We start from the raw sequence: 12,499 nt of genomic DNA, 5'->3' as shown, positions 1-12,499 counted from the left end.
ACACCCCTTCAGGTGGCGCTCTACTTATAGGACTCTGCCACCTTAGCGATGAACTTGCGAGACGCTTCCGGGTCCAGTGCGGCATCCCGCAGGCGGCCGTAAACGACGCTGTACTTGGTGAACTCGTCCGGCTCCTTGAGGTAGGTCGCGCCGAACAGGTCTTCGAGGTAGACGGTCGAAAAGTTCTGCTCCTGCAGGCGGAAGAGCGAGAAGGACGAGGGCATCGCGATGCGGTCGGGAACTGCGAACGGCAGCACGCGGATGGTGATATTGGGCCGCTTCGACGCTGCGACCAGGTGCTGCAACTGCGCCCGCATGATGGCGTGGCTGCCCTGAACCCGGCGCAATGCCGCCTCGCTCAACACCACATCGAGGCGCAGTGACGGGCGGCCGTTGCGCCGCAAGGCGACCTGCCGTTCGAGTCGGGTGGTCACCTGCTTGTCCACGATCCGCTCGTCGACTTCCGGTTCCCAGGCGAGGATGTTCGACCGCGCGTAGTCCTCGATCTGGAGCAGACCGGGGATCAAGTCGATCTGGTAGGTGCGGATCTCCGTCGCGTCCCATTCGAGCGCCAAGAACCGGCGGAACCAGTCCGGCACCGCGTCGCGCTCGGCCGCCTTCCGGCGCCGGCGTCGTTTCGGCTGGGCCTCGGCCAGCGCCACCAGGTAGTCGCGCTGCTCCGGCGTCGCCCGGTAGAACTCGGCCAGCTTGCGGATGTCCTCCGGGTCCGCCGTCTGGTTGCCGTTCTCCAGCTTCGAGAGCTTCGGCGTGTGCGCGTTGATCGCCGCGCACGCCTCCAACGCGGTGAATCCGGCCTCTTCACGCAGCCGGCGCAGCTCGATGCCCAGCTGCGTCTTCAGCAGTTCGGGATCCGACGGGATGTGCATGCGCAGACACTACCAGTTGCTTAAGGAGAAAGTTTCTCGGTAAGGTCTTTCCATGAGCACTGACCGCACACCGTACCAGCGCGTGATCGAGGAGCTGGCCCTGGCCGGAAAGCCCAGGCTGTTCACGGTTTTCGGGACGGCACACCACCTCGACGGCGCACCCCTGATCGGCTGGGGCATCGAGCTGCAACACGGCGGCGGCGCCCTCTTCCGGTACAGCGGGCAGCACTCGATTCATTCGTCCGATACCGCGGAACGGCTGCTGCGCGTCCAGCGCCGGGTCGGGGACGTCGAACTGCGCTGGCTCGACAACTGAAAAGGCCCGCACGGCGAACCGTACGGGCCCTTCAGTTGCCGATCAGTTGCCGATCAGTTGGCAGTCAGTTGCCGATCAGTTGCCGATCAGTTACCGGGAACTTGTCGGTGGAGTGAGCGTGAAGGACGGGAACCCGTTGCCTTCCGACACCGTGACCGTGACGTTCTGGTCCTTGTTGATCTGCGAACCCGCACCCGGGTTCTGCCCGGTGATCGTGCCCTCGGGCTGGCTGCTGCTCTTGTCGGACTTCTGGATGATCCGGCCCGTCCAGCCCATGCTCGACAGCTTGTCCTGCGCCTGGTCGACCGTCATCCCGGACAGGGTGGGCATCTGGATCTGGTTCGACGAGGCGTCCGGACCGGTCGACACGGTCAGCGTGATCGTCTCGCCGATCGGCAGCTGGCCGCCGTTCGGGTTCTGGGTGATGACCGAGTCCTTCGGCACCGTTTCCGACGCCTGCTCGTTCTTCTTCGTCTTCCAGCCCTGGCCTTCCAGCGCCGACTTGGCCTGCGAGTACGGCTTGCCGGTGAAGTCGGTGACCGTCTTGAGCTGCTTCGACTTGGCCACCGTGATCTGCACGCTGGTGCCCTGGTCGACCTGGGTCGACGCGGCCGGGTTCTGCTCCTGCACCAGGCCGGCCTGGTTCGGGTCGCTGACCTCGACCTCCTGGATGCTCGGGTTCAGGGTCAGCTTCGCGTCCGTAAGCGCCTGCTCGGCCTGGTCGCGCGTCTTGCCCTTGAGGTCCGGCACGCTGGCCTTGCCCGGCGCGACCCCGACGTACAGGGTGATCTTCTGGCTGGTCGCGACCTGCGTCCCGACCGACGGGTCGATCTTGATGACGCGGTTGACGTCGCCGTCGCCGCACTGCGGGGTGTCGCCGGTCGGCGGGACCCCGCAGGTCACCTGCTTCTGCTCGATCGTGCCGTTGAAGCCCTTGCCGTTCAGCGTTTCCCGGGCCTGCGGGACCGACTGGTGCAGCACGTCCGGGACCGCCACCAGCGTGGTGTCGTTGCCCTTGAACGAACCCGCCAGCCACATGATCAGCAGCACCGCGCCCAGCACGAACACCGCCGCGACCGCGGCCAGGATCGTGCGGCGGCGCCGCTTGGCGCGCGGGTCCTCGTCGTCCGGCTCGGTGTACTCCTCGTAGCGCTGCGGCTGACGGCGATCGGCGTTCATCACCTGCGTGCGCTCGTCTTCGGACATCACCATCGGCGCCGCCGGGCGCTGGCCCGACAGGGTGCGCACCAGGTCCGAGCGCATCTCCGCGGCCGACTGGTAGCGGTTCGCCGGGCCCTTGGCCAGCGCCTTCAGCACGACCGCGTCCAGCTCGGGCGCCACCGCCGGGTTCACCGACGACGGCGGGTTCGGGTCCTCCCGGACGTGCTGGTAGGCCACCGCGACCGGCGAATCACCGGTGAACGGCGGCTCGCCGGTGATGAGCTCGTACAGCACGCAGCCGGCCGCGTAAACGTCCGAACGCGCGTCGACGGACTCGCCGCGGGCCTGCTCCGGCGACAGGTACTGCGCCGTGCCGATCACCGCGGCGGTCTGGGTCATGGCGGACTGGCCGTCGTGCATCGCGCGCGCGATGCCGAAGTCCATCACCTTGACCGCGCCGTTCTTCGTGATCATCACGTTGGCCGGCTTGACGTCGCGGTGCACGATGCCGTGGCGGTGCGAGAAGTCCAGCGCCGCGCAGACGTCGGCCATGACCTCCATCGCCCGCTTCTGCGACATCGGACCCTCGGTCTTGACGATGTCGCGCAGCGTCCGGCCTTCGACGTACTCCATGACGATGTACGGCAGCGGCCCGAAGTCGGTGTTGGCTTCACCCGTGTCGTAGACCGCGACGATCGCCGGGTGGTTCAGCGCGGCGGCGTTCTGCGCCTCACGGCGGAAGCGCTCCTGGAACTGCGGGTCCCTGGCGAGGTCGGCACGGAGGATCTTGATCGCGACTTCCCGGCCGAGACGCACGTCGTGGCCGTGATGGACCTCGGACATGCCTCCGTAGCCGAGCGTTTCGCCCAGCTCGTACCGGTTGGAGAGCAGTCTGGGTGTGCTCATCTCTGGGTGCCGTTCCATTCCGTCCAAGGTGTGGTCATGATGCCTTGCCGGCCATCGTCGGTCGTGCCGGGCGGGTCCACCGGGTAGCTGATGGCGGACTGTTCCGCGGGCACCTGTCTGCCCGGGACCACCGCGCTCTGCGGCTGGCCGGTGTGCGGCGGTGAGCCGTTGCCGCCGCCCAGCATCTTCGCCACCAGCACGATCCCCGCCACCAGGACAACGAGCAGGATCGCGGCGAGAAGCGCCCACCAGCCCCACTGCGTCTTCTTCCGGGCGGCCGGCAGCATGACCTGCCGCGGGGCCGGCCGGGACGGCGGGCCGATGGCGATCATCGGGTTCATCGCGGGGGACGGCGGACCCATCGGCAGCTGCTGCGGCGGGGGCAGCTGCTGCGGCGGGATCGGCACCGGCATCGACGGGGGCGGCTGCGGCACCTGCTGCGGCACGGCCGGCTGCTGGCCCGTCGTGTAGGTGGCGTTGACCAGCCCGGACGGCGTCGGCAGCGGCAGCCCGGCGCGGACCGCGGCGACGGCGGAGGCGAACTCGCCGCCGTTGTTGTAGCGCTGCCGCGGGTCCTTGACCAGGGTCGCCTCGATCACCGCGCGCGCCGCGGGCGGCACGTCCGGCGGCAGCGGCGGCGGAATGTCGCGGATGTGCATCATCGCGACCGTCACGGCGTTCTCGGACAGGAACGGCCGGTGCCCGGCGAGGCACTCGTAGCCGCACACCGCCAGCGAGTAGACGTCGGACGCCGGCTCGGCCGGCTGCCCGAGCGCCTGCTCCGGCGCGATGTAGTGCGCTGTCCCCATGACCATGCCGGACCGGGTGACCGGAGCCGCGTCGGCCGCCTTCGCGACGCCGAAGTCGGTGATCTTCACCTGGCCCGCCGACGTCACCAGGATGTTGCCCGGTTTGACGTCGCGGTGGACCAGGCCGTGGTTGTGCGCGGCCTGCAGCGCGTTGCCCGCCTGCTCGAGCATGTCGAGCGTGAACTCCGCCGACAGCCGCCCGTGCTTGGCCAGCAACCCGGCCAGCGGGTCACCGTCGACGAGCTCCATCACCAGGTACGCGATCGACAGGTCGCCGTCGAAGATGGTCTCGCCGTAGTCGTGCACCGCGGCGATGCCGGGGTGGTTCAGGGACGCCGTCATCCGTGCTTCCGTGCGGAAGCGGTGGAGGAACTCGGCGTCGCCGGAGAGCTCGGCTTTGAGGATCTTGACGGCCACGGTCCGGTCCAGCCGGGTGTCGCTGGCCTGCCAGACCTCGCCCATCCCGCCGACGGCGATCCGGCTCGTCAGCTTGTAACGATCGGCCAGCAGCTGGCCGGAGGACAGCATGCGCTATCCACCCCCGAGCCTGGCGTTGATCGCCGCGCGGCCGATTTCCGAGGCGACCTTGCCGCCCGTCGCGGCCAGCCCGCGGTCGCCGCCGTTCTCGACGATCACGGCGACCGCAATCTTCGGGTCGTTCGCCGGTGCGAAGGCGGTGTACCACGCGTGCGGGGCGGTGTTCTTGGAGTCCGTGCCGTGCTCGGCGGTGCCGGTCTTCGACGCGATCTGGATGTCCGCGCGCTTACCGCCGCCGGCGGTGAAACCCTCGGAAGCGATCATCATGTCCTTGAGAATGGCCGCGTTCGACGCCGACAGCGCGGGGGTGCCAGTGAGTTCGTTGGGGCTGTAGTCCTCGATGGTCGACAGGTCCGGCGCCAGCACCGACTGCACCAGCTGTGGCTTCATCGCCATCCCGCCGTTGGCCACGGTGGCCGCGAGCAGGCAGTCCTGCAGCGGCGTGATCCGGACGTCGCGCTGGCCGATGCCGCTCTGGTAGAGCGCGCCCTGCGAGTCGAGCGGGCCGACCGTCGACGGGGCGACCTTCATCGGCACGGTCAGGTCGGTCTGCCCGATGCCGAAGTTCGCCGCCGTCTTCTTCATCTTGTCCGCGCCGAGCTGGCCGGCGAACTCGGCGAAGGGCACGTTGCACGAGTGCGCGAGCGCGTCCTTGAAGGTGGTGCCGGGGCACGGCTGGCCCGCGTAGTTCTCGAGCGTGATGCTCGTGTTCGGCAGCTTCGTGTTCGGCGCCGGGTTGACCTGGGTGTCCGGGCCCTTGCCGTCTTCGAGCGCGGCCGCCGCGGTGACCAGCTTGAACGTCGACCCCGGCGGGTAGGTCTCCGAGATCGCCCGGTTCAGCATGGGCTTCTTCGGGTCCTTGTTGTTCGCGTTCCAGGCGTCGGTCTGCGCCTTCGACGTGTGCGAAGCGAGCTGGTTCGGGTCGTACGACGGCGTCGAGACCATCGCCAGGATCCGCCCGGTGCTCGGCTCCATCGCGACGACGGCGCCGGTGTAGCCCTTCTGCGTCATCAGGTCGTACGCGGCCTTCTGCACGGCCGGGTCGATGGTCAGCCGGACGTTGCCGCCGCTCGGGTCGCGGCCGGTGACCATGTCCGACAGCCGCCGCACGAACAGCCGCGGGTCGGAGCCGTTGAGGACGTCGTCCTCGGCGCGCTCCAGGCCGCCGGCGCCGTAGTTGATCGAGTAGTAGCCGGTGACCGGCGCGTACATCGGGCCGTCGGCGTAGGTGCGGATGTACTTGTACTTGTCGTTCGACGGGTTGATGCCGGCCAGCACCTCGCCGTTGGCCTGCGACACGATCTTGCCGCGCTGGCGGGCGAACTCGTCGTAGAGCACGCGCGCGTTGCGGGAGTCGGTGCGGTAGTCGTCGGCCTTCACCACCTGGATGTAGGTGGCGTTGGCCAGCAGCAGGACGACCATCACGAGCATCGCCATGCCGACCTTGCGGAGCGGGGTGTTCATGCCTGGGCGCCCCCGTCCGCCGGCGGGCGCTGCACGAGCACGGTGTGCGCCTCCGCGATCGGCGCCTGCGGCTGCTGCTGCGGCTTCGGGCGGGAGGTGGGCCTGCGGGCCGCGTCGGAGATGCGGAGCAGCAGCGCGACCAGGATGTAGTTCGCGAGCAGCGACGAACCACCCTTGGACAGGAACGGGGCGGTGATACCGGTCTCCGGGATGAGTTTCGTGACCCCGCCGACGACGACGAAGATCTGCATGACCATGGTGAACGCGAGCCCGCCGCCCAGCAGCTTGCCGAACGTGTCGCGCACGGCCAGCGCGCTGCGCATGCCGCGCATCGCGACCAGCAAGTACAGCATCAGCACCGCGGCCAGCCCGATGAAGCCGAGCTCTTCGCCGATCGACGCGGTGATGAAGTCGGTGTTGGCCTCCGGCACCATGTCCGGCCGGCCGGCGCCGAGCCCGGTGCCGCCGACGCCGCCGGTGCCGAGCCCGAACAGGCCCTGGGCCAGCTGGTAACCGCCGCCCGCCTGGTCGTAGGTGGCCAGCGGGTCCAGCCAGTTGGCTACGCGCTGCTGGACGTGCCCGAAGAGGTTGTAGGCGATCACGCAGCCGACCGCGAAGAAGCTGAGGCCGAGGACGACCCAGATGACCCGCTCGGTCGCCACGTACAGCATGACCAGGATGACGCTGAAGAACAGCAGCGAGGTGCCGAGGTCCTTTTCGAACACCAGGATGCCGATGCAGGCGAACGCGGCGATCAGGATCGGGCCGAGGTCGCGGGCGCGCGGGAGCTCGACGCCGACGAGCTTCTTGCCCGCCACCATGAACAGGTCCCGCTTCGACACCAGGAACGACGCGAAGAAGATCATCAGCAGGATCTTCGCGAACTCGCCCGGCTGGATCGAGAAGAACGGCAGCTTCAGCCACACCTTGGCGCCGTTGACCTCGGACAGGCTTGACGGCAGCAGCGCGGGCAGCGCCAGCGCGACGATGCCGGCCAGGCCCGCGGTGTAGCCGTAGCGGGTCAGCGTGCGGTGGTCGTTGACCACGATCAGCACGACGACGAAGAACACCAGCGAGATCACCGTGAACAGGACCTGCGCGGTGACGGCGGGCGTGTAGTCCTTGCCCTGCTGGGAGGCGCGCTCGGCCAGGGCCAGGTCGATCCGGTGGATCATCACCAGCCCGATGCCGTTCAGCAGCGCGACGCAGGGAAGTAGCACCGGGTCGGCGTACGGCGCCCACTTGCGGACGGCCAGGTGCGCGCCGGTCAGCACGCCGAGGTAGGCGAGGCCGAGCCAGATGATCGACGCGGTGAGTTCCTGCTCCTGATTCGCTTCCACCAGGACCAGGGCGATGGTGACGATGAAGGTGGCGAACCCCAGCAGCACCAGCTCGGTGTTGCGGCGGGTCGGGACCTCGCGCGGCGGGTTCGTCTGGAACTGCGCGGCGAGCGGTTCGGCGGAACGCGCGACGGGCTGGCCCATCAGTTACCGCCTCCCGTCGTCGGTGCCGTCGAACTCGGCGTCGAGCAGTCCCTCCCCGCTGGCTGGTTCACCGACGACGGGGCAGTCGAGCCGGCCGGAGCCGACGGAGTCGTCGTCGGCGTGACCGGAGGGGTCGCCGTGGTGGACGGCTGACCGCCCGCCGGCGCGCAGTTGTTCAGGCGCTTGCGCAGCTGCAGGAAGTCATCGATGTACCTGCGGGCGTCATCGAGGCTGTCCTTCTTGACGCCGTTCTGCACCGCCAGCCGGGCGTCCTCCTGGAGCTGCCCGACGCGCAGCTTGTCCGTGCACACCTGGGTGGGCGGGCAGGACCCCTGCTCGTACGCGTGCAGGTCGATGCCGAGAATGCTGCCGGGGACGCCGCGGTAGATCACGACCTCCCCGTCCGCTCCCTCGCCGACATAGTACTGACTCAGCACGAAGTAGCGGGTCGCGATGGCCGCCGCGGCGAGCACCACGAGGACCACGAGGGCCCCGGCCAGCCAGCGGAACCGCTTCCGGCGCCGGGCCTTCGGATCTTCCTGCGGCTGCGGCAGTTCGGGACGCGGCTGCGGGGGCGGCTGGGTCAGCGCCCTGGCCCGCGCCGCGGGGGAGTCGCCCTGGTGGCGTTCGTCGCTGCCGTCCCCGGCGGCGCCGCCCACGATGGGCGCGTCCTCGCCGAAGTCGACGTCGACCACGTCGGCGATGATCACCGTGACGTTGTCGGTGCCGCCGCCCTTGAGCGCCAGCTCGATCATCCGGTCCGCGCACTGCTGCGGGTCCGGGATCTGCACGGCCTCGGCCAGCGTCTCGTCGCTGACCATGCCGGACAGGCCGTCGGAGCAGATCAGGTACCGGTCACCGGAACGGGCTTCGCGCACGGTCAGGCTCGGCTCGACCTCGTGCCCGGTCAGCGCCTTCAGCAGCAGCGACCGCTGCGGGTGCACCGCCGCCTCTTCGGGCGTGATCCGGCCCTGCTCCAGCAGTTCGTTGACGAAGCTGTCGTCGCGCGTGATCTGCGCGAACTGGCCGCCGCGCAGCAGGTACGCGCGCGAGTCGCCGACGTGCACCAGCCCCAGCCGGTTGCCGGCGAACAGGACGGCGGTGAGCGTGGTGCCCATGCCGTCCAGGTCGGGATCCTGCGAGACCAGCTCGGCGATCGCGGCGTTGCCGTTCGCCACCGCTTCGCGCAGCTGGGCGAGCAGGTCGTCGCCCGGCTCGTCGTCGTCGAGCGGGGCGAGGGAGGCGATGACGACCTTGCTGGCGACTTCACCCGCCGCGTGCCCACCCATGCCGTCGGCGAGCGCGAGCAGGCGAGGGCCGGCGTACACGGAGTCCTGGTTGCTCGAACGCACCAGGCCCCGGTCGCTGCGGGCTGCGTAGCGGAGGACGAGAGTCATGGGCGAAGCTCGATCACCGTCTTGCCGATCCGGATGGGGACTCCGAGCGGGACCCGGAGGGGTGCAGTGACCTTAGCCCGGTCGAGGTAGGTCCCGTTCGTCGAGCCCAGATCTTCCACGTACCAGTCCTCGCCGCGCTGGGCGATCCGGGCGTGCCGGGTCGACGCGTAGTCGTCGTCGAGCACCAGCGTGGAGTCGTCGGCCCGGCCGATCAGGATCGGCCGGCCGTCCAGCGCGATGCGCGTCCCGGCCAGCGCGCCGTGGGTCACCAGCAGCTGCTGCGGCGACTTGCTGTTGCGCGGCTTCTTCTCTTTCTTGCGGCCGAAGGTCGGCACCTGGACACGCATGCCCGACGCCGCGTAGAGGTCCGAACGGACGACTCTGAGCGCGGCGAACACGAAGAGCCAGAGCAGCACGAGGAAGCCCACCCTGGTGAGTTGTACGACCAGCTCTGGCACTTGGTGTGTCCGCTCCCGACTCTTCCGCGCAGCCGCGACGCGGGTACGCCGCGGTCCCCCCGCACGTCAATTCTGCGGGAACAGTATTCCGTGTCCCGAGTCAGCCCTGTGTACGGAACACCAGGGACGAGTGACCCACCCGGATGACGTCGCCGTCGGCGAGCTGCCAGGTCTGGACCGGCGTGCCGTTCACGGTCGTGCCGTTGGTCGAGCCGATGTCGGCGAGCGTCGCGCTCTGGCCGTCCCAGGTGATCTCCAGGTGGCGGCGCGAGACACCGGTGTCCGGCAGGCGGAAGTCCGCGTCCTGGCCGCGGCCCACGACGTTCCCGCCCTGCTTCAGCGAGTACGTGCGGTTCGAGCCGTCGTCCAGCTGCAGGCTCGCCGCGAGCTGGCGCCCGGGCGCGGGCTGGCCGTAACCGCCGCCCTGCTGCGCGTACGGGTCACCGGCGGGCTGGCCGTACGCCTGCTGCTGGCCGTACTGGTCGTAGCCGCCTTGCTGCTGGCCGCCGTACTGGTCGTAGCCGCCGCCCTGGGGCTGGCCGTAGCCGCCCTGGTCGTAGCCGCCCTGCTGGGGCTGGGCGTAGCCGCCCTGGTCGTAACCGCCCTGCTGGGGCTGGGCGTAACCGCCCTGGTCGTAGCCCCCCTGCTGGGGCTGGCCGTAGCCGCCCTGGTCGTAGCCGCCCTGCTGGGGCTGGGCGTAGCCGGCCTGGTCGTAACCGCCCTGGTGCTGCTGGCCGTACTGGTCGTAGCCGCCGCCCTGCTGCGGCTGGCCGTACTGGTCGTATCCACCCTGCTGGCCGTAACCCTGGTCGTACCCGGGCTGCTGGCCACCCTGCTGTCCGTAGCCGTACTGGCCCTGCTGGCCGTACGGGTCACCCTGGTCGTATTGGCCGTAGCCGGGGGGCTGGCTCATTGCTGGGTCTCCTGCGTTGCTGGGTCGTGCCGACCGCGGTGAACCGGCGCCTGAGGGGCGGGCGTCGGGATCGACGGACGAACGGGTCTTGAACTGTCCAGTATGCAGCGCCTCGTTGCGCTCGAGTGATACGACGACGTCACCATAGGTGTCCAGGCCCTCGGCGGCGAGGTGTTCCGCCACCGCCTTGGCGAGGACCTGGGTGACGCGCTGCTCGTCACCGGCCATGCGTTCGTGGTCAGCCGTCCCCAAGGACACGATGTAGTGATTCGGGGCGAGCTGCCGACCGCCTGCCAGCTCACGAACGTTCTCCTCACTCTCCCGCTCCAGGGCGATCGCCACTTCCTGCGTGACGACGTTGCCACCGAACATGCGCGCGAAAGTGTTCCCCACCAGGTTCTCGAGTCGCCTGTCGAATCGTTCGGCGCGGCCCACCGGGGAAAACCTCCTTGCACGTGTGCTTCCGCACTGATCCTATCCGGGTGAGCCAGCCCCTACACGGCCCCCGGTGAAAGCAGTCGAAACGACCTGCTAGTCTTCTCCTCGCTGCCGCAAGGAAGCACTCGGGCGAGTGGCGGAATGGCAGACGCGCACGGTTCAGGTCCGTGTGTCCGAAAGGACGTGAGGGTTCAACTCCCTCCTCGCCCACGCTGTTCAAGGGCCCTGATCGCTGGCGCGATCAGGGCCCTTTCCCGTTGGCTCTATGTCTCCCGGGGGGCCGAGCCCCCCGGACCCCCCACGGTGCCTTCCGTCGCCTTCCAGCGTGGTCCGGTTGGCAGGCCGTGGGGGGTGGGCGGCGGGTGGGTGGGGTTGGTCACGTGTTCGCCCTGGGCGAAGTTAGGCCGTGTGGGTGGTGATCCAGTCTGCGATTACGTCAGCTCGGCTTGTTGTTTCGATGCCCGCGTGGGGGCAGCCCGGGCCCGTGGCTTCCAGGGCGACCAGTTCGGTGTTCGTGAAGTACGGGGCTCCCGAGTCGTAGGTGCACGCGCTCGTTGTGATCTCCGGGGCCGCTCCGCGGACGCCGATCGTGGTCGGGTCGACCTTTGCCACCGCCACCGTGCCCTGCTGCATCCGCGCCGCCGGCTTGGGGTCCTTGCCCGTCAGGCTGCCCCAGCCCGCCAGCGTCAGCTGCTGGCCGACCTTCGGGGCCGCGCGGTGCACCGCCAGCGGGGTCACCGCGGTCACCGGGGAGTCCAGGCGGATCAGGGCGACGTCGTTCTCCTTGGCCTGGAGGACCTCGGTCGCCCTGCGGGCGATGCCCGACTCCGTTTCCTCGTCGGTCAGGCCCAGCGTCACCGTCGTCGGGTACGGGACCTTGCCCGAGACGCGGTCGCGGTGGGCGTCGTGGAAGCAGTGGCCGGTCGTCACGACCCAGGCGGGCGCGATCAGCGCGCCCGTGCAGTAGCTGCTGTACGTCGAGCCGTCGGGACGCGGGATCTTCGTCATCGCGAGCTTCGCGACGAACCCGTACTGCCCCGGTGGGACGTCGGAACCGTGGGCGACGGCCCAGGCGGCGGGAGCGGTGGAGATGGTCAGGACAGCAGCGGCGAGCAGGGCGCGCAGGCGCATTTCTCCCCTTCGTCGAGTCGGTGGTCGACGTTCGACGTTAGGGCCGCCGCCGCGGGCGGGGAATTCCCTGGCCGGGCGTCACCCGGTGGTCCATCGGGTGACGCCCGGCCGGAGGGTCAGCTCACGCCGACCAGGTCGACGACGAAGACGAGGGTCTCGCCCGGCTTGATCACGCCGCCCGCGCCGCGGTCGCCGTAGGCCAGGTGCGGCGGGATCACCAGCTTGCGGCGGCCGCCGATCTTCATCCCCGCGACACCCTGGTCCCAGCCGGAGATGACCTGGCCGGCACCGAGGCCGAAGCGCAGCGGCTCGCCACGGTCCCAGGACGCGTCGAACTGTTCGCCGGTCGCGTGGGAAACGCCGACGTAGTGCACGGTGACGGTCTTGCCTTTCGTGGCCTCCGCGCCGTCACCGACAGTGAGGTCGGTGATTTCCAGATCGGCCGGAGGGGGTCCGTCCGGGCGGTCGATGAGGGGCTTTTCCAAGGTCATGGGCCTCACCGTACCGACGCGCCGAGGGCTGCGCCGATCGGACTACGCCCAAAGAGGGGAGAAACGCGAAAAGTCTTCACACTTGGGCTACTGCTGGGTAGCGTGCG

At 69.4% G+C, this 12,499-nt stretch carries 11 protein-coding genes and 1 tRNA gene; 2 read left to right on the top strand and 10 right to left on the bottom strand.

All coding sequences use genetic code 11. The annotated features are described in order from the left end of the window. Positions 1-20: 20 nt before the first annotated feature. Positions 21-887 carry a helix-turn-helix transcriptional regulator gene (locus C2L59_RS34765; protein WP_103353783.1) on the bottom strand — a complete coding sequence of 289 codons (867 nt, stop codon included), beginning with the start codon at positions 885-887 and terminating at the stop codon, positions 21-23. Between the two features lie 52 nt (positions 888-939). Here C2L59_RS34765 and C2L59_RS34760 point away from each other — a divergent pair, with 52 nt between their 5' ends. Next, positions 940-1,203, top strand: a complete 264-nt coding sequence (locus tag C2L59_RS34760) for a hypothetical protein (RefSeq protein ID WP_103353782.1) — start codon at positions 940-942, stop codon at positions 1,201-1,203. 90 nt (positions 1,204-1,293) lie between these two features. On the opposite strand, the gene pknB is transcribed toward C2L59_RS34760, so the two are convergent. From pknB to C2L59_RS34725, 7 genes are all read right to left on the bottom strand, one after another. After that, positions 1,294-3,270 carry a Stk1 family PASTA domain-containing Ser/Thr kinase gene (pknB, locus tag C2L59_RS34755; RefSeq protein WP_103353781.1) on the bottom strand — a complete coding sequence of 659 codons (1,977 nt, stop codon included), beginning with the start codon at positions 3,268-3,270 and terminating at the stop codon, positions 1,294-1,296. Continuing rightward, positions 3,267-4,607, bottom strand: coding sequence for a serine/threonine-protein kinase (locus tag C2L59_RS34750; protein WP_103353780.1), 1,341 nt, complete (start codon positions 4,605-4,607; stop codon positions 3,267-3,269). The genes pknB and C2L59_RS34750 overlap by 4 nt, the downstream gene beginning before the upstream one ends. A 3-nt stretch (positions 4,608-4,610) precedes the next feature. Next, on the bottom strand, positions 4,611-6,080 hold the full coding sequence (locus C2L59_RS34745) for a penicillin-binding protein 2 (RefSeq protein ID WP_103353779.1): 1,470 nt from the start codon (positions 6,078-6,080) through the stop codon (positions 4,611-4,613). Next, on the bottom strand, positions 6,077-7,564 hold the full coding sequence (locus tag C2L59_RS34740) for an FtsW/RodA/SpoVE family cell cycle protein (protein WP_103353778.1): 1,488 nt from the start codon (positions 7,562-7,564) through the stop codon (positions 6,077-6,079). Before C2L59_RS34740 ends, C2L59_RS34745 begins: the two co-directional genes overlap by 4 nt. Further along, on the bottom strand, positions 7,564-8,961 hold the full coding sequence (locus C2L59_RS34735; RefSeq protein WP_103353777.1) for a PP2C family serine/threonine-protein phosphatase: 1,398 nt from the start codon (positions 8,959-8,961) through the stop codon (positions 7,564-7,566). The genes C2L59_RS34740 and C2L59_RS34735 overlap by 1 nt, the downstream gene beginning before the upstream one ends. Next, complete coding sequence (locus tag C2L59_RS34730) at positions 8,958-9,419, bottom strand: FHA domain-containing protein (RefSeq protein WP_003079002.1); 462 nt, start codon at positions 9,417-9,419, stop codon at positions 8,958-8,960. The genes C2L59_RS34735 and C2L59_RS34730 overlap by 4 nt, the downstream gene beginning before the upstream one ends. Before the next feature lie 100 nt (positions 9,420-9,519). Next, the gene (locus C2L59_RS34725; RefSeq protein WP_103353776.1) at positions 9,520-10,767 is read right to left on the bottom strand and encodes a DUF3662 and FHA domain-containing protein; all 1,248 of its coding nucleotides are present in this window, start codon (positions 10,765-10,767) and stop codon (positions 9,520-9,522) included. Between the two features lie 130 nt (positions 10,768-10,897). On the opposite strand from C2L59_RS34725, the gene C2L59_RS34720 reads away from it, so the two are divergent. After that, positions 10,898-10,980: transfer RNA gene (locus C2L59_RS34720), tRNA-Leu, on the top strand. Positions 10,981-11,169: 189 nt separating this feature from the next. Here C2L59_RS34720 and C2L59_RS34715 read toward each other — a convergent pair. Next, positions 11,170-11,901 carry a trypsin-like serine protease gene (locus C2L59_RS34715; protein ID WP_103353775.1) on the bottom strand — a complete coding sequence of 244 codons (732 nt, stop codon included), beginning with the start codon at positions 11,899-11,901 and terminating at the stop codon, positions 11,170-11,172. 116 nt (positions 11,902-12,017) lie between these two features. Then, complete coding sequence (locus tag C2L59_RS34710; RefSeq protein WP_103353774.1) at positions 12,018-12,392, bottom strand: FKBP-type peptidyl-prolyl cis-trans isomerase; 375 nt, start codon at positions 12,390-12,392, stop codon at positions 12,018-12,020. Between the last annotated feature and the right edge of the window lie 107 nt (positions 12,393-12,499).

The sequence above is a fragment of the Amycolatopsis sp. CA-128772 genome, assembly GCF_002904295.1.
GTDB lineage: Bacteria > Actinomycetota > Actinomycetes > Mycobacteriales > Pseudonocardiaceae > Amycolatopsis.
Note: the sequence above shows the minus strand (reverse complement) of the source record. Positions and strands in the feature narration are given on the sequence as shown.